A 22032-nucleotide genomic window follows, 5' to 3' on the forward strand; every position below is an offset into this window, starting at 1 on the left:
GGGTTGGCTGAGGTGATGGGTGGTTCTCCGGGGCAGGTGGAGAACGCGGCGGAGATCGCGATGGAACATAACCTGGGGCTCACGTGTGATCCGATCGGGGGGTTGGTGCAGATTCCGTGTATTGAGCGGAACGCGATCGCGGCGGCGAAGGCGATCAACGCGGCGAAGATGGCCTTGTGGGGGGATGGGACGCACCGGGTGTCGTTGGATGAAGTGATCGTCACGATGCGTGAGACGGGCAAGGACATGTCCCATAAGTACAAGGAAACCGCGATGGGCGGCCTGGCCGTCAACGTCGTCGAATGCTGAGTCTGTTCGCTGTCAGTCCCTAGTGCCATGCTGTATCCATGAGCGGGGGATATGACCGGGATTTCTTGCGGGCACGCCTGGAGCTGCCCAGTCCGTCGGCGACGACGATTCTGTTGGACTACACGCATTTCTCTGTGCGATTCCGGACGGCCCGGAAACTCGCGGCGATCGTGGGAGTCAACATCAGCGGCAGTGAACTGAACCCGTTGGCACGCGAAGGCACCTGGCATTTCGATGAGCGGGTTCCGAAGGAACAGCAAGCAGGCCCGGACGTCTACAAGAACAACGCCTTTGACAGAGGCCATTTGGTCCGGCGCCTGGATCCCGTGTGGGGTGACCAAGCGACAGCCAAGAAAGCCAACCAGGACACGTTTTCCTTCACCAATGCCGCGCCGCAAGTGGACGACTTCAACCAGGGCAAGGAGCTTTGGGTGGGGCTGGAAGACCACGTATTGGAGCACGCGGATACGTTTGACGCCAAGCTCAGCGTGTTCACCGGACCCGTCCTGCTCGACGACGATCCTCCGTACCGGGGCGTGCATGTGCCCAGGAAATTCTGGAAGATTGCCGCTTGGACCAATGACGCCAAGCTGGGCGCAGCGGGGTTCATCCTGGACCAGTCACCGTTGCTGGGAAAGGTGGAGTTGAAGAAGGCCATCACCGAGCGGCTCCTCGAGGGCGAACCTCCGCCCCTCGGACCCTTCAGGACGTTCCAGGTTCCTATCGGGGAAATCGCAGACCTCACCGGGCTCAGCCTTAGCCGCCTGACGAACGCCGACCGTCTGGCCAGGGGCCAACGCGAGCTGGGCAAAGCGCCGAAAGCAATACAACTGGAGAGTATGGACCAGATCAAGTTGTGAGGAAGCCCCCGTGCCCTGTTGAATTGTTTGCGCGCTGCCTTTCGTTCTACTTCACCATGCCCGTGGGCTGTCCTGTTGAGAATTCGAAGATGCCGATTTCGGTGGCTCCGTCGATATCGTAGACAGGTACCGTCACCGGAAGGCTGTCCCTGTTTTCCTGCCATTTCAATGCTTCCTCGGGCGACTTGAAGATCGAGGGGTCACCCGTCGCGACTTTCCGTTCGCTGTTCTTCATGTAGCCCTGCGTCCCGTTGGTGGCATAAGCACGGATCAGATCCGGTTCGGCGATCTGTTCGTTGACTTCGCCTGGAATTCCGTATGTTTGACCAGTTTCGTTCCTTTCAAGACTGGCGTCGCCGTCGAAATGAGCGCGCTCTTGGATTTCCGTCGTTGGTGTCACTGGACGTTGTGCCGTAGCGTGGGCCACGCCCATGCCCATAGCACTGAGCATTGCCGCGGCCAAGAACGCTTGAAGAACCCTGGGCTTGGATGTCTTGTAGTTCTTTTTCAGTCCTAATGCTCGACTTACGGATTCTGGGCCTTGCCGGGAATGGGCGTAGCGTCGGCATTGAGGGTACGTCGCTTTCGCTGACGGGTACCGACCAGACGATTAGAGTAGACAACCCCCTAAGTAAGTGGACGGAGCGATCTGATCGTGACGCGGCAATAGGAATGTTTCTTCTGGATCGTCCATATTTCACCAAAATGTACTGATCTGTGGTTCCTGTGTTGATTCACCCACCATCCGACCGCTATTTTCGAGCCTACTGGGGGCAGCGACCAACGTCTCTTCTATTTGACGTTGGAGGTATGTCATCACCAGACTCCACTCGATAGAGGAACGGTGAAATGAAAAGAATGCTAAGCATTGCGGCGGCCACCGTAGTCGCAATACCCATCATGGTTGGTGCCAATGCTGGCGCCGCCAATGCTTGGGCGGACCAAACATGTGGAAACGGCCAAGTCTGCTTGTTCCAAAGCTCCGTGTGGAACGGGACCAAGTACTCAAACAACTATGCAACGTCTTGGGTCGGTAGTGGCGCTAATGATCCAACGTCGAACATTGTTGGATACACCACCAACCCGTCCTACAGATACGTGACATTCTTTGAACATCTGAACTTTGGGGGAAACTCCTTCTACATGAAGGAGGGGCAGGCGATCAGCTACCTTGCGGACATCGCTTATCCCGGGGGCGGAAATTGGGATAACCGAATTTCCAGCCACGATGAATCCTACTGATTCCCCAGGTCCCTGAAAAGTGTCGAAAGGTGACGATGACCCGGCGTCTGCTTCTACCAGTAATGCTGCTCTTCGTGTTGCCAGGATGCGCTACGAGCCAAACTGGACCACAGGCGGACGCCAGGCCCCTGCCCTCCATCAATCGTTCAGCTTATTCGGGGGTCCACGCACAACTGGACCAGGCTAATGTCGAAGTCCGCATGCCAATGGATAGATACGAGGCAAGCGCCGATGAATCCATGGTCATCACTGCAGCGAACATGTACATAATCGAGGGTTGCATGAAGAAGGCCGGAGTTCGCATGCCGGAAAAACACGGCGATCTTGAGGTGAAGGCGGATCAGTCTTACGGCGTTTGGGTACCGGCGTTCGCGGCAAAGTTTGGGTATGAAAGACCAATAGTCAGGACTATACCTGGAATCTACGATTCGGGAACACGGGAATCGCCACAACCTGCCGTCAAGAAGTACTTCGAGTGCGACAACTCGACCGTCGGTGAACAAATTCCTCCGTTTCGAAGCAGGATTGCAGGCCAGGATTCGCTGCTGACCAGCATCGTCAATGATTCCAATGCTCTGGCTGAGCGTGATCCGGATTGGAAGAACTTGCGAGGGGCATGGGTCAAGTGCCTTGGGGATTCAGGCATCAACATGCGTCAGGACTCGCCCGATGCGTGGGTGCCAGCCTACCCGGCAGACAAACAGGGCGAAATACGTACAGCACTTCAAGATGCAGAATGCAAAAGCAAAACAAACATGATGCAGGGTTTGATGGATATACGTGCCCAATACCAGGCTGCTCTCATAGAGGCTCATCAAGCGGCATTGAACACCCTGGCCGATGAGAAAGCCGCCGCATTGGCCAGAGCGAAGGATATTCTGAGGCAACACGGACATAGTGGGCTGTAGTGATCGTGGACGAAACACCCGTCGTGAAGCTTCCGCGGGTTCCACGAATCAGGCGGGTTGTTGCTTTCTTGTGCGTTGTTCTGGCTTGCACAGCCGGTTCGTTCTTGCTTGGAAGTCAAATGCGAACGCCCGAATCTTCTGCCATCGATTCCAGTGACACCAAAGTTGAAGTGAACGCTGCTGTGGAAAGGAGATCACTGGCTGCCTCCGTGATCATTTCAGCAGCCATGTCCGCCGGACCCTCAGTGCCGTTGCGGGCATCCGTTCCAAAGGGAGCCGACCGGGCGGTGGTGACGGCCGTGTATGCCCACGCTGGCGACACCGTCGCTCCGGGGTCGCTGATCGCTGCGGTTTCAGGGCGTCCAGTTCTGGTCATGTCTTCGGACGTGCCTCTGTACCGGGACCTTGTTGAGGGTGACCGAGGCCCGGATGTGTTGGCGTTGCAAAAGTGGCTTCAAGGCCTGGGATATTGGGCTGGTGCCACCGGAGTCTTCGACTCGGGGACGGAGAATGCCCTCAAAAACCTCTACCGCGATCTTCAACTTACGGCCCCGGCATCTGAAGATAAGAAGGTTGTCTTTAATTGGCGGGAGTTCGTACAGATTCCCGGGGATACGGGAAAGATCACGAGCCTGTTGAGGCCCGGGGACGTGTTGGAAGGGGACTTGAACCTGGGGACCGTCCAGACGGCTCCGGACGTGGTAGTTGGCCGTGCCACTATAGACCAGGCCGAGGCGCTCGTTGTTGGCCAGGAGGTCGACCTCGAAGCTGGGGGGTATTCGGCGAAAGGAACAATCCAAAGCATTGGTCCTTTCAGTGAAGGCGACCCGGAGAAGGGCATAGTTCCGGGCATGGACGTCGTGTCTTCTGTTCCGGTGGAGGGAACGCAACCAAAGCCCGGTCAGTCGGTTTCGATCAAGGTCCACCAAGCGGCAGTGGAAACTCTGGCCGTACCTCTGACCGCTGTAAAGCAGGATGACCGCGGTACCTATGTGACCTTGCCGGGTTCCGAAGGTCATAGAGATGGTGGCTCAGCCCCTAAACGGGTGGACATCACGGTAATGGAGCAGCGTGATGGGTGGGCAGCCATCGAGGAGACTTCACTGCTGCAGCCCGGAACATTGGTCATCGTCTCGTGACAGGGGACCTTACCGCCAGGGATGCCATACCTCTCTTGACGCTGAAGGGTGTGGGACGAACCTACAACGTAGGAGATTCTGAGACCCGGGTCCTGCGGGACGTAGATCTGGAAATACACGAAGGCGATTTTCTCGCCATCCTCGGGCCGTCAGGATCAGGAAAGTCCACGCTGTTGAATCTCCTTGCTCTCTTGGACCGACCGACGGTCGGCATGTATCACGTCAATGGAGACGATGTGACAGGGTTGGGGGAGAGGCAGCGGGATGCCTTGAGGTCCGATATGTTCGGTTTTGTCTTTCAAGCATCGCATGTGATGACTGAAGAGTCGTCTGCCAGGAATGTTGCCCTCGGACTTCGGATTCAAGGGCTGGGGCATCGGGAACGGGAAAAGCGCGTCCGCCCTGCCCTCGAGCGAGTTGGACTCATTCACCGAACGGACGCGCCGGGTAAGAATCTGTCCGGAGGGGAACGCCAGAGATTGGCATTGGCGCGCGCCCTCGCAACCAATCCCAAAGTTCTATTTGCCGACGAACCGACCGGAAACCTGGACGTGGCCAACACGAAACGAGTCATCGACGAACTCAGGAGTCTCAATGCCCAGGGAATGACGGTTGTCGTCATTACGCACGATCCGGCTGTTGCTGCTGCAGCTCGATCCCAGGTGACGATCGTCGACGGCGTCCTGGTTCAGTCAACCGAAAAACGGGCGTCAAGTTCATGGAACTCGCACGCTATTAAGCCGGACGTGGCTGATCCTACGGCTTCGGTGCCTTCTGGAAGGAAGCCGGGACATTGGCAGGGTGTGGTCGACGACGTATACGACGCCCTGACGGCGCTGACGTCACGGACAGGACGGACAATACTCCTCATCATCGCATTCATGCTGGGGTCGGGAGGGCTTGTTTTGTCGGTGGGACTCAGCCAAACTGCTTCCGCCCAGGTTTCGGAACGTCTTGCCCGGGCAGCGCTTGATGAACTTCAAGTGTCATTGAGTGCCTCGGGCTCACAGGCATATGACTCCTCTGGGACGACGCCGTCGGACCAGAGGAACAGGATTGAGGGATTGGATGGTGTTGTTGACGTTGGTTTGCGTTACGACATGGCTTCGAAAGATCTGAAGCCTTCCCGTTTTCAGCCCGGCCTTGCAGTGCATGAGCCCACGTTTGCAGGTTCCTTATTAGCTGTGGACTCGCACTACCTTGAACTGAACGATGTCGTCGTCGAGCCCGCTTCGGCGCTGTCGCTCCTGGATGAGTCCTTCGGGAAACCTGTAGCGCTTGTTGGACGCGAAACCGCCGTCCGCTGGGGTATTTCAGCCGCCGGGCCGGATCAAAAGATTTGGGTCGCAGGGCAGCCTGTGCCTGTCGTGGGCGTCATCGAAAGCCCTGGTCGGAACCAGTTGCTCTCCGACAGCATAGTTATGGGTATAGGAGACTTCCGTCAACCTGTGTTGACGGATCCAATGTTCATTGTGCGTACTGTTCCCGGATTCCCCGCCCCGCTGAGCGAGGCAGTTCCTCTTGCCCTGGACGCAGCTCATCCCGAGTACTTCAAAGTGAGCACTGTGGCGGATCTCCGGTCACTCAGACGAGGCGTAAACACGGATTTGAGTGTGTTCATCGGGGTTCTGTCCTGGGTCTTGCTGGCGCTGGCGTGTCTTAGTTCTGCGACCTCCATGTACCTGACGGTCCAGACGCGAAGGTCGGAGATCGCGCTTCGCCGGGCGATCGGAACCAGCCGCGCGAGCATCCGCCGGATGTTTGTCTTTGAGGGCCTGCTGGTCGGAACCGGCGGTGGGCTGGCCGGAGGGGCAGCCGGCATGGCCGCACTCCTGGTGTTTTGCCTCCAGCAAGGGTGGACGCCGGTATTGGGTTTGGAAGCTGTTGCGATGGGAGTCTTGGCGGGGGCGGTAACTGGAGTCCTGGCCGCAATGTATCCTGCAATATCGGCTTCGCGAGCTGACCCAGCACAGGCCATACGGGGCTGATCGCAGACCGCTCCGTCGTTGTCTGAGAGCCAGGCTGCTGCGCTCGCCCTCGCCGGGTCTGGGATTTAAGTGGTCACTGATGAGTTCCGGAGCGCCGCTTCGGGCCGGTCCTGGAATCGCCAATCATGCTCTCACCGATAGACTGGAGCCTGCATGTCCGCATGCGCCCCGCATTTTGAACACCGCTTTGAACACTGCACTGAACCCTGAGATTGGACACGGCCACCTTGCGAGAATTTACCGCCCGCTTTGCCACCGCCGAGGAAATCGATAACTGGGACAAGCACGTCACGGCCAACCCGAACGGCGGCAACATGCTGCAGTCGGAAGCCTACGCCGCGGTCAAGGACGGCAACGGTTGGCTGGTCCGGAGGCTCGTCATCGAGACTGCCGAGTACTCCAGCTACAACCTGCTGCTGGAGAAGAGATTCCCGGTGCTGGGCCGGCTTTGGTACCTCATCAAGGGACCGGACGCTGCCGCCGTCGAAGACATCAAGCCAATGCTCACCGCCGTCGCCAGGCTGGCCCGCGAACAGAAGATGAACGTCTTCACCATCAAGATCGAACCGGACATTATCGAGTCCGAGGAAACCAAGCGGCAACTCAAAGCAGCAGGCCTCGTCAAGGCCCCCAACATCCAGTCGAACGACTCCACAGCGATCCTGGACACCAGCAAGCCCAGCAACGAGGTCCTCCGCAGCATCTCCTCCCGGGCTCGAAATGCGGTACGGCGGGCTGAGCGCGAAGGCTGTGAAGTCCGCCAGGAGGAAGCCGGCGAACAAAACTACAGGAAGCTCTACGCCCTCATGCAGAACACGGTGAACGCCAAGGGCGCGATGCCGTTGCGGAGCTACGACTACTACGCAAAGTTCTGGAACGAATTCAGCAGCCGGGGCCAAGGCCACTTCTTCTTCGTCTACGAGGACGGCCAGCCCAGCGTGGGCGCGTTCGTGATCAACTACGGAGCCAAGGCGACGTACAAGGACGGCGGCTCCACTCAGAACCGGAAACAATACGGCGATTCGCACTTGACCCAGTGGGCTGCCATTCAGCGCATGCAGGAACTTGGCTGCGTTGAGTACGATTTCTGCGGCACTCCAAGTGCGGCAAGAATCAAGGACAAGACCCACCCCTTGTACGGCATGGGTCTGTTCAAAACGAGCTTCACCAAGACAGTTACGGATTTCGTCGGCTGCTACGACCTCGTCCTCAGCCCGCTACGGTACAAGCTCTGGCTCAAGGGTGGAGAGAAGGTCTTCCGTCGGCTGGAAACCATGCGTACCGGCGGCCAGTTCTACTAAGAACACGCCAGACAAAAAGGCCCGCCCCGGCCACCAACGGGTGCACATCCAACAAGATGAGGTAATTTTCTTTGACTCCGATCGAGGCTGGAACAGACATGGAATTTGTGATTCTCAGTGACGCTGACTTCGAGACCTTCGCCAAGGGACACCCGCAGGGGAGTTTCATCCAGTCCATGGAACTTACCCGTTTCCAGCGGGCCCGCGGGCAGGAAGTGGAACTTTTCGGCATCAACCGCGGTGGCAGCCTGATCGCCGCCGGTAAGATCGTCTACACCTCCAACCGCGTTGGCTACAAGGTGGCGGACTGCGCCAAGGGGCCACTGATGGACTACAGCGACGCCGCAGCGGTGAGGCCCGTCGTCGAGCTCTTGAAGAAGCACGCCGCTTCGAAGAAGGCAGCGGAGCTGCGCATTTCCCCGAACGTGAAGTACATCGCCCGCGACGAAGACGGCGCCGAGCACCCGGAGATCGAAGACAACCGGCCGCTTCTCAAGGAACTGGAGGGCCTCGGATTCAAGCACCAGGGCTTCGACATGAACTTCGCCAACATCAACTGGATGTTCATCAAGACCCTTGACGGAGTCGCCGACTCCGAAGAGCTCATCATGGGCATGAACTACCGCACTCGTAAGGCCATCCGGAAGGCCGAGAAGAACGGCGTGTACCTGGAACAGGCCACGTTGGAGACGCTGGACGATTTCTACGACGCCCTCAAGACCGCGGGCGACGAGAAGGGCTTCACATACCGGGAACGCGAGTACTACGAGCAATTGCTCCGCAACACCTCGGATGAGTTCACCAAGCTCATGATGGCCAAGATCAACATCCCCGAGTACCGTGCTTCCATCACGGAGCGACTCGAAGCCGAATCCAGGACGCTGGCGGACCTGAAGCGCGAAGTCGAGGAGACCGGCAGCAAGAAGAAAGCCAACCGGGTCAAGGTTGTCCAGGATTTGGTGGACAGCTACGAACGAAGCCTCAAGGACATCGAACGCTTCCCGGACTCCGTGGGTGTGGCCACGGTGGCCGCGATCCACTTCGCCTGCTCGGGTGACGAACTGACCTGCGTCATCGGCGGAACCGTCCAGGATTACATCTACTTCAACGGCGCAACGTCCCTCTACTGGGGCATGATGCTGCACGCCCTTAACAACGGCTACTCCAAGTACAACTTCTACGGCACGTTCGGCATCCAGGGCCAGGATGAGACCGGCCACGGCGGGTACGAGTTCAAGAAGGGATTCGGCGGCGAGGTAGTCCAGTTGTTGGGAGACTTCGTGGCACCTGTCAGCCCCGTCAAGTACGCCGCCTACCGCGCGGTCAGGAAGCTCGCAGGAGCCGCCCAGACGGTTTTGGGAAACTTGCGAAACCCCGGACAATTGCCGGTCATAGGAAAACTCCTCAAGAGAAACTAAGCCAAAGGAGGATTGCTGCATGACTGAACGCCCGGAGGGCACCGGCGGCAGGCCTCACACGGACGGCTTGCCGAAGACCCAGCCGCTGCGGCCGTCGCAGGTGCGACAGAACGCCAACGCCAAACGCATGCTGATGCGGTTGGTCCAAGGCGACAGTCCACCTACGGCGCCCATGAGCATCGTGGACCGCCTGGCTGGTAGCCCCTACGCCAACCCCACCATCCAGGTGGCCGGTGTAGACGCTTCAGCCCGCAAAACCATCGACTTCGCCCTGCACCTTGCCGAGGCCATGTTCCGTTACGGCGCAGGCGCGTTGGAGGTGGAGACCAGCATGATTGCGGTCACCGCTGCGCTTGGGTTGAAGAACGTCGAGGTTGATATCACCAACCAGTCGGTGGCCATCAACTATGCGCCGAAGGACCAAACGCCCATCACGCTCCTCCGCGTGGTGCGATCGTGGACCAATAACTACGCCGGGCTCGCGCAGGTGCACCAGCTGGTTTCGGACATCGTGGCCGGGGGAGTGGGACGCGACGAGGCCGTTCGGCGGTTGACTGAGATTACCCGGAGCGCCAAGCCCTTCCCACGCTGGATGGTCACTGTTGCTTTCGGCGTGTTCGCCGCGGTCTTCGTGGGGGTACTCGGCGGGGGTCCTGGGGCTTCCGCCCTCGCCTTCGCGTCCAACATGCTGATCAGCTTGCTGGCGCGCCAGTTGATCCGTTGGCGGACTCCGGACTTCTTTGTCACCATGGCGAGTTCCTTCGTGGTCACCTTCGTTGCCCTGATGCTGCGCTGGGCAGGCGCGGACATCGCTCCGTCCATTGTGGTGGCCGGCGGTATCCTGCTGCTCCTGCCCACGGGTCGGCTGGTTTCTTCCGTGCAGGATGCGATCAACGGCTTCCCGGTCACTGCGGCCGGCCGGTTCCTCTCCACCTTGCTCACTTTCGGGGCCATCGTGGCAGGTATAGGCGTCGCCGTGGTGGTGGGCACCCTCATGGGCAGCCAGGTCCTCGACGTCACCAATACGTTCCCGCCCGCCTACCCCTTGTGGGGGCAAGCAATCCTGATCGCGATCGCCGTGGTGGCCATCGGCGTCACCGAACAGACAAGAATGCGTCTGTTACTCCCGACGGCGGCGGTCGGCTTGGTGGGCTTCTTCGTTTTGTGGGGGGTTGGCGAACTCGGTCTTGGCGACCGCTTGTCGCCCGCCATTTCGGCAGTGGTCATCGGTCTGTTGGGTCGTGTGGTTGCCCTGAAGCTTGGCGCTCCGCAGTTGGTGGTCGCTGTTCCTGCAGCCTTGATCCTGCTGCCCGGCCTGACGATCTTCCGGTCGATGTATGCACTGACTGTGGAAGGGGGCGACATCCTGGCGGGTGCGGGCGGGATGCTCAACGCCGGAGCGATCGTCCTCGGTGTGGCCGCAGGAGTCGTGCTCGGCGACAACCTTGCCAGGCCGCTGACGAAGGGCCTGTCCAGCAACGAGCGGCGGAGGGTTCGGCGCCGCTAGATCTTCCTGGATCTTGCTAGATCTTCCCGACGGGGAGCTTTTTCTCGGCCTGGAACACTTCCTCCACTCGGCCCTGTGCCCAGTATCCGGACAGGGACACCTGGGAGCGTTCCAGGCCGTGCTGCACGAAGAAGATCTCACGGAGGCCCTTCATATAGCCGCGCTCTCCGTGTGCGAAGACATCCACTCGTCCGGGCAGCCATTCGAGGTTGCGGAGGGCGTCGAGAAGGATCTCGCTGGATCCCGCCGGCACTCCGTTGCGCTGCAGCCAGTGCACTTCCACCCCGGAAGGAGCAGCGATGGGCAGGATGTCCTCGGCGCTGTCCACTTCCAGGAACGCGAAGCCGCGGGCGTCCGGCCCCAGGGCCTCGATGCTTGCCGCAATTGCCGGGATAGCGGCGTCGTCACCGGCGAAGAGGTACCAGTCGGCGTCGGGCGACGGGTTATAGGCGCCACCGGGGCCGGTGAAGACCAGGCTGTCGCCGGGTTCCGCTGCGGCTGCCCACGGACCCGCGAGCCCTTCGTCGCCGTGGACCACAAAGTCAATGGCCAGTTCTCTGGCTTCCAGGTCCACCCAGCGGATGGTGTAGGTCCGGGTGTGCGGCCACTGCTCCCGGGGCATGGTCTCCCGGATGGCCCAGAGATCCAGTGGAAGCTCGTAGTGCACGCCAGGCTGTGGGAAGACGATCTTCACGTAGCGGTCCACGAATTCGTTGTTCGCATAGTCGCTGAAGCCGGGGCCGCCCGCCACGATCCGCACCATGTGCGGCGACAGGCGTTCCTTGCGCAGCACCACCAGGTTGATCTGGGGGCGTGTTTGGCGGGTTGCGGACGACGTCACAGGAAGAGCAGCAGGCATGAAGGTAAGCCTAAGCTAATTGGCTGCGCGTGGCCTGTGTATGAGTCGAACGTTACACCCCAACCCTCTCTCACCTAATGCCCGTTTCTGGCGGACCCTCTCTCACGTAATGCCCGTTTCTGGCGGACCCTCTCTCACCGAACGCCCGTTTCTGACGGACCCTCTCTCACCGACTCCCGCCGGGCACTAGCCGGTGAGAGAGGGACGGTGTTTGGGGGGTGGTTTGGTGAGAGAGGGGCGGTGTTTGGGGGGGGGTGGTTTGGTGAGAGAGGGGCGGTGTTTGGGGGGGTGGTTTGGTGAGAGAGGGGCGGTGTTTGGGGGGGTGGTTTGGTGAGTGAGGGCTCGTGGAAAGGGGTGGTTTGGTGAGAGAGGGTCCGGGGTGGGTGGGGGCTAGAGAACGGGGAGTTCCCAATCGACCGGCCCGGCACCCTGCCCCGCGAGCAGCTCGTTGGTTCGGCTGAATGGCTTGGAACCGAAGAACCCCCGGGACGCGGACAGTGGACTCGGATGGACAGACACGATCGACGGCGCGCCGTTCAACAGCGGCCCCACGGATTCCGCGTCCTTCCCCCACAGGATCGCGACGAGTGGCTTCTACTTTCCATCGGCGTCGGTGCGGTTCGCGACGGCGGTGACAGCCGCCGTCGTGATGGCCTCCCACCCCTTGCCGCGGTGTGAGCCGGCATTCCCTGCCGCGACGCTCAGCACGCGGTTGAGCAGCAGGACACCCTGGTCCGACCACGCCGTGAGGTCGCCGTGTATGCGCGGCGGCAGCCCCAGATCATCGTGGAGTTCGCGGTAGATGTTGGCCAGGCTTCGGGGGATGGGCCGGGTTTCGCGGGACACCGAGAAGGAAAGCCCGACGGCGTGTCCCGGCGTTGGGTACGGGTCCTGGCCGAGCAAGAGCACCTTGACGTCGGCAAGTGGCCGTTGGAAGGCCCGCAGGAGGTTGGAGGCAGCCGGAAGGACCTGTGTCCCCTGCCCGGCCTGCTTGGCCACGAAGGCCAACGCCTCGTGGAGTTCCCTTTCAACAGGCCGAAGGGCGCTTGCCCAGTCGGGAGCCATGAGTTCCTCGAGGGGTCTGTCGAGCAGCGCGCCGAAGTCCTGGTCGGTGGTGTTGTTGGGTTCAAGGTCAAAGAGTGCATCCTCGCCAGTCACCCGGCCATTGTCCCTTGCCGGGGCTGCGCGTGCGAATGACAGGCTTGTTATTCGCCCGTAACATAGGGGTAGGACATTTTCCCCAACAAGCGTCGAAGGAGTGTGCCGTGGCCGAACCAGCACCGGAACCGATGGCGCCGCAGGCAACGGGTTTTGCCCTTGAAGACCTTGCGGCCGGCGTCCGCAGCGACTCGCCGTTGAGCGAGCGGGACCAACAGATGCTGGCCTTGGAACGGCAGTGGTGGAAGTACGCGGGGGCCAAAGAACAGGCTATCCGGGAACTCTTCGATCTCTCAGCCACCCACTACTACCAGATCCTCAACGCCCTCATCGACACCGAGGACGCAATGGCCCACGATCCCATGCTGGTCAAGAGACTGCGTAGACTACGTACGTCCCGCCAACGCGCGCGGACAGCGCGGCGCTTGGGGTCGGACGCGTAAATCGGCAGGCTGATCTGTCAGCAGCAACCAGCAAGGAAAACGCTTCACCATGACCAAATTTGCCAAGGATGAATTCGACCGGGTCCCGCAGAACGCGTCCCGGCAGGGCGTGCACCGCGACGCCACGGAGACAGCCCGCCCCACCTTGTGGCCTGTCCTGACCGTTGGAGTCGTCGCCTTGGTGCTCGGCCTGATTGCTTTCCTGATCCTGCCGCGTCTTGGATTCGTGGCTCCTGTTGCCTCGTCCAGCACTTCCGCGCCGGCCTCGCAGCACAGCGAGGCGGCGCCGTCCGCAACCCCGTCCGAGACGGGCAGCGCCCCCATCGCCTCGGGTGAACCCACGCCTTCCGAGTCAGCGTCGGCTACCCCGTCCGCGGCCCCGGTGGACAAGACCACTGCGGTGGCCGTCTACAACGGCACCGCGACGGCGGGCCTCGCCAGCCGCGTGGCCGGACTCGTTCAGGGCGATGGCTGGGCACTCGGCACGGTGGGGAACTGGGGCGGGCTGCCGCAGCAGACTTCGGTGGTGTTCTACAACGCCCCGGCCCAAAAGGCGAACGCCGAGGCAGTTGCCGCCCTCTTGCGCATCACCTCGGTAGTGGAGTCACCGGAAGTCCAGCAGCCGCTGGTAGTTGTTGTGGGACCCGGCTACCAGTAAACAGCGCGCTCCAGCCATCCCGGTTAAGCCTCAATAACAAAAACGCTGCCCTGCCTTCGGGCGGCAGCGCGGGCGCCGTGACTGTGGTTACAGTGGATTGATTCCGGTACGGAGATCCCGTCAACCGGTCTTGGCAACTGTGAAAGTGTGGGCATCATGGCTTTGGGAACCGTCAAATGGTTCAACGCCGAAAAAGGGTACGGCTTCATTACTGTGGACGATTCCGGCGATGACGTCTTTGTGCATTGGTCGGCCATCCAGATGGACGGTTTCCGCGCGCTCGAAGAGGGCCAGCGCGTTGAGTTCGAACTCGGCGAAGGCCTGAAGGGCCCTCAGGCCGAGAGTGTCCGCGTCGCCTGACCCGGAGTCCGGTTCTCCGCTGTCGGCTGAAACTGCCCGGATGTATGGCGCAAGGTGGCGCCCCTGCTTGCACTCTCAACGGTCGAGTGCTAATTATTGATTTAGCACTCCCACGCATCGACTGCTAATTCCGGCCCGTTCGCGGCGCCTCGGGGATGGTGATCGGTGCCGGGAGGATCAAGAAACACCCTGGTGGGGTGAGGTCCGGAGCGCGCGGCATACAGAGGTCGCAGGCAAAGGATCGTCCGTCGCGGGCATCCCACCTGACAGGTACCTTCTTAACGACTGTCCCGAAAGGACTACCGCCGTTATGGCCAAGATCATTGCATTTGATGAAGAGGCACGCCGCGGCCTCGAGCGGGGCCTGAACACCCTTGCTGACGCCGTCAAGGTCACCCTCGGCCCGCGTGGACGCAACGTCGTCCTCGAAAAGAAGTGGGGCGCCCCCACGATCACCAACGATGGTGTTTCCATCGCCAAGGAGATCGAGCTGGACGATCCTTACGAGAAGATCGGCGCCGAGCTGGTCAAGGAAGTTGCCAAGAAGACGGACGACGTCGCCGGTGACGGTACCACCACCGCTACGGTCCTCGCCCAGGCACTGGTCAAGGAAGGCCTGCGCAACGTTGCCGCCGGCGCCGACCCGCTGTCCCTCAAGCGCGGCATCGAGAAGGCCGTTGACGCCGTCATCAGCGAACTGCTGGCCTCCGCCAAGGAAATCGAAACCAAGGAAGAGATTGCCGCTACGGCTTCCATCTCCGCCGGCGACCAGGAAATCGGCGCACTGATCGCTGAAGCCCTGGACAAGGTGGGCAAGGAAGGCGTCATCACGGTCGAGGAATCCAACACCTTCGGCCTGGAGCTCGAGCTCACCGAAGGCATGCGCTTCGACAAGGGCTACATCTCCGCTTACTTCGTCACCGACGCTGAGCGCCAGGAAACGGTCCTCGAAGACCCGTACATCCTGATCGTCAACTCCAAGATCTCCAACGTGAAGGAACTCGTTGCGGTCCTGGAGAAGGTCATGCAGTCCAACAAGCCGCTGCTGATCATCGCTGAAGACATCGAGGGTGAAGCCCTTGCCACGCTGATCGTCAACAAGATCCGTGGCACCTTCAAGTCCGTTGCCGTCAAGGCTCCGGGCTTCGGTGACCGTCGCAAGGCACAGCTCGCCGACATCGCCATCCTCACCGGCGGCCAGGTCATCTCGGAAGAGGTTGGCCTCAAGCTGGAGAACGCTGGACTGGAACTCCTCGGCACCGCCCGCAAGGTTGTTGTCACCAAGGACGAGACCACCATCGTCGAAGGTGCAGGCGACGCCGAGCAGATCGCAGGCCGTGTTGCCCAGATCCGTTCCGAGATCGAGAACTCCGACTCCGACTACGACCGCGAGAAGCTGCAGGAGCGCCTGGCCAAGCTGGCCGGCGGTGTTGCAGTCATCAAGGCCGGTGCCGCAACCGAAGTTGAGCTCAAGGAACGCAAGCACCGCATTGAGGACGCTGTCCGCAACGCAAAGGCTGCCGTTGAAGAAGGCATCGTCGCCGGTGGTGGCGTTGCCCTCATCCAGGCCGGTGCCAAGGCCTTCGCCAACTTGAACCTCGAGAACGACGAAGCAACGGGCGCCAACATCGTCAAGGTTGCCATCGACGCTCCGCTGAAGCAGATTGCTTTCAACGCCGGCCTCGAGCCGGGCGTTGTCGCCGACAAGGTCCGCGGCCTGCCTTCCGGCCACGGCCTGAACGCCGCCACGGGTGTTTACGAAGACCTGCTGGCTGCAGGCGTCAACGACCCCGTCAAGGTCACCCGTTCGGCCCTCCAGAACGCTGCTTCCATCGCTGGTCTGTTCCTGACCACCGAGGCTGTAGTAGCCGACAAGCCTGAGAAGAACGCTCCGGCTCCGGGCGGCGACGAGATGGGCGGCATGGGCGGCTTCTAAGCCTCCTGTACTGCAGCGTCACGCTCAGAACGTACGACGGCGGTCCTCACCTTTGGTGGGGGCCGCCGTCGGCGTTTCACCGCTGGGGGATGGGCCGCCGATTGCGTGGGAACCCGGCCACTTCGCAGGGAGAGTTGCGGCGTTATGGCACGCTTCCCGCATCCTCGCGGGTTCCCGGGGGCCGCAAAAAGTGTCGGTGCAGTCTGGCAGGATTAAAGGCATGACGATTATTGCTGCCGCCGATGGCTCTGCCCTCGGCAATCCTGGGCCGGCCGGTTGGGCCTGGTTTGTTGACGATTCCTGTTGGCGCGCAGGAGGTTGGCCGCACGGCACCAACAACATGGGCGAGCTCATGGCTGTCCTTGACCTGTTCCGTTCAACGGCCCACATCCCCCAGGAAGAGCTGCGTATCCTCTGCGACAGCCAGTACGTCATCAACTGCGTCACCAAGTGGATGCCCGGATGGAAGCGGAAGGGTTGGCGCAAGGCCGACGGCAAACCCGTGCTCAACGTGGACCTCCTCAAAGATATCGACCAGGCGATTGTTGGTCGCAAGTACACGTTCGAGTGGGTCAAAGGCCATGCGGGCCACGATCTCAACGAAGCTGCCGATGAGCGAGCGCGTGCTGCGGCAACGGCCTACCAGCAAGGTGTGGCAGCCCCGGGTGGACCCGGCTTCTCGGGCGCCGCTGGAACTGCCGCAGAGCCCGTTCCGGCCCGTGCACGGGCTACAGCGGCCTCCGGCGGTACTCCGGCCCAGGCCGTAGCCGCAGCCCCGACAGCAGCACCAGCATCACTCGCCGTTCCATCATCAGTCTCCGGTTCGGCGCCAGCCGCGCCTGCATCCAGCCCCCTCCCGGCTTCGCGGCTGGAGCGCACACCCCGTTTGCACTCCGAGCCCACGCTCTTTGGCGAGTCGGGGATCTTTGGCCAAGCCGACCTTTTCAGTGAGCTGGAAGACGCCGCTGCAACCCCGGAGCTGTCGGCCGAGGAAGTGGTGGTGGCCCTCGAACGCGAACTGCTCCGTCCGGACGTTCGCGCGGATATCGGGAGGATCGGCGTGTTGCTGCACCCCGAGTTTGCCGAGATCGGCCAGTCCGGAAGGTTCTGGACCCGGGACGCCATGATGGTTGCCCTGGAGGAGGACCCGGGGGAGCACGTGGAACTGGAACTCCTGAACGCAGACCGCCTCAGCGAGAACACCATCCTGCTGAACTACCGGAGCTTGTCCCACGCCGGTTCGGCTCTCCGCAGCTCGGTATGGCTTCTTGACCGGGGCCAGTGGAGGCTGCGGTTCCACCAAGGAACTGCCGAAAACTAGGCTGACCTGCGGGGCGGCCGCACAGGGGGGAAGACGGCCGCCCCGCAGGAGTTTCGGAAGCCGGCCCCTAGTAGGCGAAGCGCTGCGTGTTGCCCTGCTCAACCTCGGCGTAGTTCGAAGCAGCGGTCGCCAAGGCGACGTTGATGGACGCGAGGGAGGACTCCACCTTGTTCTGGGTCAGGGTCCATTCGAGGACCAGTGACTGGAAATTGGTGGCCGCCGAGCCGCGCCACGTGGCTTGGAGTTCATCAAGTCCCTGCTTCATGGCCTGGACGTCCGTGCTGATGCGGTCAACCGTCGCTTTGACGTTGGCGGCCTTGAGTTGAAGGAGTTCGGTATCGACGGAGATAACGCTCATGGGTGATGCCTTTCGACGAGGATGTTCCGCGGTGTCGCGGTGGAAGCGTGGCCACAACATCGAGCCTAGGCACCAGCCGCAATCCGCGGAAAGGTCGATCACCGCTATGTGGATAACACCTCGGCGGGTTCCTCGTGGAAGGGCAGGCTGACCACCAACGTGGCCCCGCCGCCGTCGGTCTCTGTGACCCGGACGGTACCGCCGTGGCTTCCCACGATCGCGGCGACAATGGCCAGTCCCAAGCCGCTTCCGCCGGTTTCGCGCGTCCGCGAGGTATCTGCGCGGTAGAAGCGTTCGAAGATCTTGTTGGTTTCTTCCTGCGGAATGCCGGGGCCATGGTCCCGGATCTCGATGGCGGAGAAGGAGCCCTCCGGGGCGGTCCGGACGCCAACAGCCAGTTCGATCGGGCTGCCGTCCGGTGTGTACCGCAGGGCGTTTCCCACCAGGTTTCCGATCACCTGCCGCAGCTTGGCTTCGTCGCCTTGGACGGGTGCGGGTGCAGGAGAGGTGCCGTCCAGGCCCACAAGCCTGATGGTGCGGTCACCGGAGGCGGCACGGGTATCCACCACGGCGTCGTTCGCCAGCAACTGCAGATCCACTGGCTTCAGGTGCAGCGGGCGCTGCTCGTCCAGCCGGGCCAGCATCAGCAGGTCCTCAACCATGGACCCCATGCGCTTCGCTTCGCTCTCAATCCGGCCCATCGCCGTCGAGACGTCATCGGGGGAGGTCAGCGCGCCGTGGCGATACAGCTCGGAGAAGCCCCGGATGGTGACCAGGGGAGTGCGGAGTTCGTGGGAGGCGTCCGCGGCAAACCGCCGCATGCGGGCTTCGGACGCGGCGCGGGCGGCAAAAGAGGATTCAATGTGCGCCAGCATGGCATTGAGTGAGCCGCCCAGGCGTCCCACCTCGGTGTGCGGATTGTCGATCTCGACGCGGCGGGAGAGATCCCCTGCGGCGATGGCGGCGGCGGTCTTCTCCACACGGGCCAACGGCCGGAAGGACCGCGCCACGGTCCAGGTGGCTATGAAGAACGCCAGGACCAGCGTCAGGAGTCCCACCCCGACAACCACCAGGACGGCGTGCTCCATGACCTTGTCCACGGGCGTCAGCGGCAGGCCGATGATCACTACGCCGTTTTGGCCGTTGGCCACTACTCCCACGGCCACTACGCGCCAGTTGGTTCCCGCGGTTCCGCTGACCTGGAAGGGAGCACTGCCGCGTGCCTTGGCTTCGGCCGGGGTGATGTTGGCGATCGCCGGGCGGTCGTTTGCGTTCCCGCCGAACGGGTACGGCGAAAGGCCGGAGACATAGAGTGTCAGCGAGTAATCCGTAGGCACGGCCGGGTTGTACTCGGACAATTTGTCGAATGACTGCTGGTCCTGTGCAAGGGCAACTGCGGCCTTGAGCTTGTCGTCCACCTGGCCCTGGAGGTAGCTCTTGACGAGGGTCAGCGTACCGGCCCCGGTCGCAGCCAGGGCCAAGAGGAGCAGCCCCATGATGATTGCAACGAGTTGCGACCTCAGGGACGCCGATTTCCAGCGTTGCAGCAAGGTCAGCGCTTCTCTGCCGTCCGCAAGACGTAGCCCACGCCCCGCTTTGTCTGGATCAGGGCGGCAGCATCGGGGTCGATGTCCACCTTCCTGCGCAGGTAGGAGATGTACGACTCAACGATGGAGGCGTCGCCGTTGAAGTCGTATTCCCACACGTGGTCCAGGATCTGGGCCTTGGACAGCACGCGGTTGGGGTTCAGCATGAGGTAGCGAAGCAGCTTGAATTCGGTGGGGGACAGTTCGATCACGGTCCCGCCACGGCGAACCTCGTGGGCGTCGTCATCGAGTTCCAGATCGTCCACACGGATCACGGCGTCGTCGTCTTCCAGCGGCTGGGTGCGGCGCAGGACGGCACGGATGCGGGCAACGACTTCGTCCAGGCTGAAGGGCTTGGTGACGTAGTCATCGCCACCAACGGTCAGGCCGGTGACCTTGTCCTCGGTATCGTCCTTGGCCGTCAGGAACAATACGGGGAAGTGCTTGCCGGCAGCACGGAGGCGCCGTGTCACCGTGAAGCCGTCCATGTCCGGAAGCATGACGTCCAGGACGGCAAGATCGGGGGCGTGGGTGTCTGCGGCTGCGAGGGCTTCGCGGCCATTCGATGCGGCTACGACCTCGAAACCTGCAAAGCGCAGTGACGTGGAGAGAAGCTCGCGGATGTTGGGTTCGTCGTCGACGACAAGGAGCTTGGCTTCGGGGCCGTTCTTTTTCATGACACCCATGATGCTCCCAGATTCTGGGAGTTATCTGGACGCTCTATGGGAGGGCGCTGCGTGCCGCGACGGTACCAGGTCCTTACGCGACGCCCAGTGCCAGCCCTATCCCCAGGGCGGTCATGGTCACGGCGATGCCACCATCCAGGAACCGCCATGCCAAGGGCTTGGCGAAGAATCCGCGGAGGAACCTCGCCCCGAAGCCGAGCGCCGAAAACCATAGGACGCTGCCAACCATTGCACCTATGCCGAACCACCACTGCAACTGTGTTCCCTGGGCGCTGGCGATCGATCCGAGCAAGGCAATATCCAGGTAAACGTGCGGGTTCAGCCACGTCAGGGCCAGCATGGTGGTGACGGCGGCGGCAAGCCCCCGCTTGCCTGGGTAGCTGGATCCATCGCCCGCCAGGAGCGCCTGGGGCCGCAGTGCACGGCGGGCCGCCATTGCGCCGTAGGTCACCAGGAACGCTGCGCCCACAAAGCGGAGAATCACGACGGCGGCAGGCGCCGCCGCGATCAGCGCACCGATGCCCAGGACTCCTGCTGCGATGAGGACAGCGTCTGACAGGGCGCAGACTGCGACGATGGGGCCAATGTGTTCACCGCGGATTCCTTGCCGGAGCACGAAGGCGTTCTGTGCCCCGATGGCGACGATGAGGGCGAGTCCGGTGGCCAGGCCAAGCCCGGCAGTATTGAAGATGTCAGCAGTGTTCACCCTTCAAAACTATGAATCGGATGTTTTTTAGACCAGCTAAAGATTCTGAAGCTGCCTAAGATATTCTTATGACCCAATTTCCCTCCGAGCAATTGCTGACGTTCGCCGCGGTCCTCTCCGAAGGGACGTTGGACGCAGCAGCACGGCAGCTTCACATCACGCCCTCAGCCGTGTCACAGCGACTCAAGGCCCTGGAGCAATCGGCGGGCAGGGTCCTGCTGCAGCGCAGCAATCCGGCCCAGGCCACGGAAGCCGGCGAGGTAGTGCTGCGCCTGGCACGGCAAGTGGCGCAACTCGAAGCTGACGCAGGGACGGAACTCGGGTTGGGCTCCGACGGGCCGCGGCTGGCCATCCCCATAGTGGTCAACGCCGATTCCTTGTCCATGTGGTTCCTCCAAGCCCTGGCCCGTCTTCCCAAGGAATTGAACGTCACTTTCGACCTCCACCGGGACGACGAGCAGCATTCTGCGTCCTTCCTTCGCTCCGGCAAGGTGATGGCCGCCGTGACCGCGACTCCGGATCCCGTACAGGGTTGCCGGGTGGAGCCGCTGGGCGTCATGAGGTACCGGGCGGTGGCGGAACCTGCCTTCGCCCGGCGTTGGTTTGCCGACGGCGTGGACCAGGCGAAGCTTAATTCTGCGCCTACCGTCGATTTCGACCGGAAGGACACGTATCAGTGGGCCTTCGTCAGGACGTGGCCGGGGAAACCGCCGGCAACTCCTGAACGGAAAGGACCACGCCACTATGTTCCTGCGTCCCATGACTTCGGAGACGCGATCAGGCTGGGATTGGGGTGGGGCCTGATTCCCGAGGTCCAGTGTGGGCCGGACATCGCAGATGGCCGGCTGATCGAGCTCGCGCCGGACCGGCCCTTCGACGTCCCCTTGTACTGGCAGCGTTGGAAGACGGCATCCACGGTGTTGGATGTGGTGAGCGATACGGTCAGGGAGGCTGCGGCGGAGTTCCTGCGCAAGCCATAGCTGAAACGGATGTGGAACACGCCCGCCGATGCTTCCAAATATGTCAGTGCCCCATCCCACACTGGAAACATGGCAAAGAAAACAGCACCAACCAGCAGCACGTCCCCATCGGCCGACGTCGAATACGAGTACCACGTGAGCTACTCCGTCTCCCAGACTGGCCCGGTTCAGATTGAAGAATTCGATGACCTTGCTGCCGCTGAGCGCTTTGTGGCATTGCAGCTCCGCACGGAAGATTCCTGGGCGATAGTGGAACGCGTGGAGATCCACGCCCACCTCCGCCTGGTGGCCTAGACGCACATCGCGCCG

22 protein-coding genes and 1 pseudogene are annotated in these 22032 nt (G+C 61.7%); 16 read left to right on the forward strand and 7 right to left on the reverse strand.

The genetic code is table 11. The features are described 5' to 3' along the window. Together ACIQT2_RS17120 and ACIQT2_RS17125 are read left to right on the forward strand one after the other, a co-directional pair. On the forward strand, window positions 1-309 hold a 309-nt coding region (locus ACIQT2_RS17120; protein ID WP_402948735.1), incomplete at its 5' end, for an L-serine ammonia-lyase, iron-sulfur-dependent, subunit alpha. A gap of 38 nt (window positions 310-347) precedes the next feature. Beyond that, on the forward strand, window positions 348-1169 hold the full coding sequence (locus ACIQT2_RS17125) for a DNA/RNA non-specific endonuclease (RefSeq protein WP_402948738.1): 822 nt from the start codon (window positions 348-350) through the stop codon (window positions 1167-1169). Between the two features lie 46 nt (window positions 1170-1215). On the opposite strand, the gene ACIQT2_RS17130 is transcribed toward ACIQT2_RS17125, so the two are convergent. Next, window positions 1216-1608, reverse strand: coding sequence for a hypothetical protein (locus ACIQT2_RS17130; RefSeq protein WP_402948741.1), 393 nt, complete (start codon window positions 1606-1608; stop codon window positions 1216-1218). Between the two features lie 410 nt (window positions 1609-2018). Here ACIQT2_RS17130 and ACIQT2_RS17135 point away from each other — a divergent pair, with 410 nt between their 5' ends. The 7 genes from ACIQT2_RS17135 (at window position 2019) to ACIQT2_RS17165 (ending at window position 10672) form a co-directional block, all read left to right on the forward strand. Continuing rightward, entirely contained in the window at window positions 2019-2411 is a 393-nt protein-coding gene (locus tag ACIQT2_RS17135) for a hypothetical protein (protein WP_402948743.1), read from the forward strand. A gap of 239 nt (window positions 2412-2650) precedes the next feature. After that, a complete protein-coding gene (locus ACIQT2_RS17140) occupies window positions 2651-3319 on the forward strand; it encodes a hypothetical protein (RefSeq protein ID WP_402948746.1) in 669 nt (222 codons plus the stop codon). A gap of 119 nt (window positions 3320-3438) precedes the next feature. Further along, window positions 3439-4458 carry a peptidoglycan-binding protein gene (locus tag ACIQT2_RS17145; RefSeq protein WP_402948749.1) on the forward strand — a complete coding sequence of 340 codons (1020 nt, stop codon included), beginning with the start codon at window positions 3439-3441 and terminating at the stop codon, window positions 4456-4458. Then, window positions 4455-6446 carry an ATP-binding cassette domain-containing protein gene (locus ACIQT2_RS17150; RefSeq protein ID WP_402948752.1) on the forward strand — a complete coding sequence of 664 codons (1992 nt, stop codon included), beginning with the start codon at window positions 4455-4457 and terminating at the stop codon, window positions 6444-6446. Before ACIQT2_RS17145 ends, ACIQT2_RS17150 begins: the two co-directional genes overlap by 4 nt. 212 nt (window positions 6447-6658) lie before the next feature. After that, window positions 6659-7747, forward strand: coding sequence for a lipid II:glycine glycyltransferase FemX (locus ACIQT2_RS17155; RefSeq protein ID WP_402948755.1), 1089 nt, complete (start codon window positions 6659-6661; stop codon window positions 7745-7747). A 98-nt stretch (window positions 7748-7845) separates the two neighbouring features. Further along, entirely contained in the window at window positions 7846-9165 is a 1320-nt protein-coding gene (locus ACIQT2_RS17160; RefSeq protein WP_402948758.1) for a peptidoglycan bridge formation glycyltransferase FemA/FemB family protein, read from the forward strand. Between the two features lie 19 nt (window positions 9166-9184). Further along, complete coding sequence (locus ACIQT2_RS17165) at window positions 9185-10672, forward strand: threonine/serine exporter ThrE family protein (RefSeq protein WP_400334022.1); 1488 nt, start codon at window positions 9185-9187, stop codon at window positions 10670-10672. A 16-nt stretch (window positions 10673-10688) separates the two neighbouring features. Here ACIQT2_RS17165 and ACIQT2_RS17170 read toward each other — a convergent pair whose 3' ends face one another. Further along, window positions 10689-11531: a siderophore-interacting protein gene (locus ACIQT2_RS17170; RefSeq protein WP_402948760.1), complete on the reverse strand. Its 843-nt coding sequence runs from the start codon at window positions 11529-11531 to the stop codon at window positions 10689-10691. Between the two features lie 390 nt (window positions 11532-11921). Further along, a pseudogene (locus ACIQT2_RS17175) lies at window positions 11922-12689 on the reverse strand (uracil-DNA glycosylase). A gap of 107 nt (window positions 12690-12796) precedes the next feature. Between ACIQT2_RS17175 and ACIQT2_RS17180 the strand changes: the two are divergent. The 5 genes from ACIQT2_RS17180 (at window position 12797) to ACIQT2_RS17200 (ending at window position 17407) form a co-directional block, all read left to right on the forward strand. Next, window positions 12797-13132 (forward strand): DUF3263 domain-containing protein, encoded by a 336-nt coding sequence (locus ACIQT2_RS17180; RefSeq protein ID WP_402948763.1) that lies wholly within the window; start codon window positions 12797-12799, stop codon window positions 13130-13132. Between the two features lie 49 nt (window positions 13133-13181). Next, the gene (locus tag ACIQT2_RS17185; RefSeq protein WP_402948765.1) at window positions 13182-13790 is read left to right on the forward strand and encodes a LytR C-terminal domain-containing protein; all 609 of its coding nucleotides are present in this window, start codon (window positions 13182-13184) and stop codon (window positions 13788-13790) included. Window positions 13791-13946: 156 nt separating this feature from the next. Continuing rightward, window positions 13947-14150, forward strand: coding sequence for a cold-shock protein (locus ACIQT2_RS17190; RefSeq protein ID WP_217376272.1), 204 nt, complete (start codon window positions 13947-13949; stop codon window positions 14148-14150). Window positions 14151-14460: 310 nt separating this feature from the next. Continuing rightward, complete coding sequence (groL, locus tag ACIQT2_RS17195; protein ID WP_397323158.1) at window positions 14461-16086, forward strand: chaperonin GroEL; 1626 nt, start codon at window positions 14461-14463, stop codon at window positions 16084-16086. 220 nt (window positions 16087-16306) lie between these two features. Then, window positions 16307-17407: an RNase H family protein gene (locus ACIQT2_RS17200; RefSeq protein ID WP_402948769.1), complete on the forward strand. Its 1101-nt coding sequence runs from the start codon at window positions 16307-16309 to the stop codon at window positions 17405-17407. Between the two features lie 67 nt (window positions 17408-17474). Here the strand turns inward: ACIQT2_RS17200 and ACIQT2_RS17205 are convergent, their stop codons facing one another. The 4 genes from ACIQT2_RS17205 to ACIQT2_RS17220 all read right to left on the reverse strand — a co-directional run bounded on the left by ACIQT2_RS17205 (window position 17475) and on the right by ACIQT2_RS17220 (window position 20743). Next, complete coding sequence (locus ACIQT2_RS17205; RefSeq protein WP_397323156.1) at window positions 17475-17765, reverse strand: WXG100 family type VII secretion target; 291 nt, start codon at window positions 17763-17765, stop codon at window positions 17475-17477. Between the two features lie 104 nt (window positions 17766-17869). Continuing rightward, a complete protein-coding gene (locus ACIQT2_RS17210) occupies window positions 17870-19315 on the reverse strand; it encodes an ATP-binding protein (RefSeq protein WP_402948772.1) in 1446 nt (481 codons plus the stop codon). Between the two features lie 2 nt (window positions 19316-19317). Further along, complete coding sequence (locus tag ACIQT2_RS17215; RefSeq protein WP_347109954.1) at window positions 19318-20028, reverse strand: response regulator transcription factor; 711 nt, start codon at window positions 20026-20028, stop codon at window positions 19318-19320. 82 nt (window positions 20029-20110) lie between these two features. Next, window positions 20111-20743 (reverse strand): LysE/ArgO family amino acid transporter, encoded by a 633-nt coding sequence (locus ACIQT2_RS17220; RefSeq protein ID WP_402948775.1) that lies wholly within the window; start codon window positions 20741-20743, stop codon window positions 20111-20113. A gap of 68 nt (window positions 20744-20811) precedes the next feature. On the opposite strand from ACIQT2_RS17220, the gene ACIQT2_RS17225 reads away from it, so the two are divergent. Both ACIQT2_RS17225 and ACIQT2_RS17230 read left to right on the forward strand, forming a co-directional pair. Continuing rightward, window positions 20812-21723: a LysR family transcriptional regulator ArgP gene (locus ACIQT2_RS17225; protein ID WP_402948778.1), complete on the forward strand. Its 912-nt coding sequence runs from the start codon at window positions 20812-20814 to the stop codon at window positions 21721-21723. A 69-nt stretch (window positions 21724-21792) separates the two neighbouring features. Further along, entirely contained in the window at window positions 21793-22017 is a 225-nt protein-coding gene (locus ACIQT2_RS17230) for a hypothetical protein (RefSeq protein WP_402948780.1), read from the forward strand. Window positions 22018-22032: the final 15 nt, after the last annotated feature.

Origin of the sequence: Paenarthrobacter sp. NPDC090522 (genome assembly GCF_044769225.1) — a bacterium.
Taxonomy (GTDB): domain Bacteria; phylum Actinomycetota; class Actinomycetes; order Actinomycetales; family Micrococcaceae; genus Arthrobacter.

Bases quoted from the DNA above. Each gene is read 5' to 3' on its own strand.
- ACIQT2_RS17125 (WP_402948738.1), top strand. From the start codon at position 348: ATGAGCGGGGGATATGACCGGGATTTCTTGCGGGCACGCCTGGAGCTG.
- ACIQT2_RS17130 (WP_402948741.1), bottom strand. From the start codon at position 1,608: ATGGGCATGGGCGTGGCCCACGCTACGGCACAACGTCCAGTGACACCA.
- ACIQT2_RS17135 (WP_402948743.1), top strand. From the start codon at position 2,019: ATGAAAAGAATGCTAAGCATTGCGGCGGCCACCGTAGTCGCAATACCC.
- ACIQT2_RS17140 (WP_402948746.1), top strand. From the start codon at position 2,651: ATGGTCATCACTGCAGCGAACATGTACATAATCGAGGGTTGCATGAAG.
- ACIQT2_RS17145 (WP_402948749.1), top strand. From the start codon at position 3,439: ATGCGAACGCCCGAATCTTCTGCCATCGATTCCAGTGACACCAAAGTT.
- ACIQT2_RS17160 (WP_402948758.1), top strand. From the start codon at position 7,846: ATGGAATTTGTGATTCTCAGTGACGCTGACTTCGAGACCTTCGCCAAG.
- ACIQT2_RS17165 (WP_400334022.1), top strand. From the start codon at position 9,185: ATGACTGAACGCCCGGAGGGCACCGGCGGCAGGCCTCACACGGACGGC.
- ACIQT2_RS17170 (WP_402948760.1), bottom strand. From the start codon at position 11,531: ATGCCTGCTGCTCTTCCTGTGACGTCGTCCGCAACCCGCCAAACACGC.
- ACIQT2_RS17185 (WP_402948765.1), top strand. From the start codon at position 13,182: ATGACCAAATTTGCCAAGGATGAATTCGACCGGGTCCCGCAGAACGCG.
- ACIQT2_RS17190 (WP_217376272.1), top strand. From the start codon at position 13,947: ATGGCTTTGGGAACCGTCAAATGGTTCAACGCCGAAAAAGGGTACGGC.
- groL (WP_397323158.1), top strand. From the start codon at position 14,461: ATGGCCAAGATCATTGCATTTGATGAAGAGGCACGCCGCGGCCTCGAG.
- ACIQT2_RS17200 (WP_402948769.1), top strand. From the start codon at position 16,307: ATGACGATTATTGCTGCCGCCGATGGCTCTGCCCTCGGCAATCCTGGG.
- ACIQT2_RS17205 (WP_397323156.1), bottom strand. From the start codon at position 17,765: ATGAGCGTTATCTCCGTCGATACCGAACTCCTTCAACTCAAGGCCGCC.
- ACIQT2_RS17215 (WP_347109954.1), bottom strand. From the start codon at position 20,028: ATGAAAAAGAACGGCCCCGAAGCCAAGCTCCTTGTCGTCGACGACGAA.
- ACIQT2_RS17225 (WP_402948778.1), top strand. From the start codon at position 20,812: ATGACCCAATTTCCCTCCGAGCAATTGCTGACGTTCGCCGCGGTCCTC.
- ACIQT2_RS17230 (WP_402948780.1), top strand. From the start codon at position 21,793: ATGGCAAAGAAAACAGCACCAACCAGCAGCACGTCCCCATCGGCCGAC.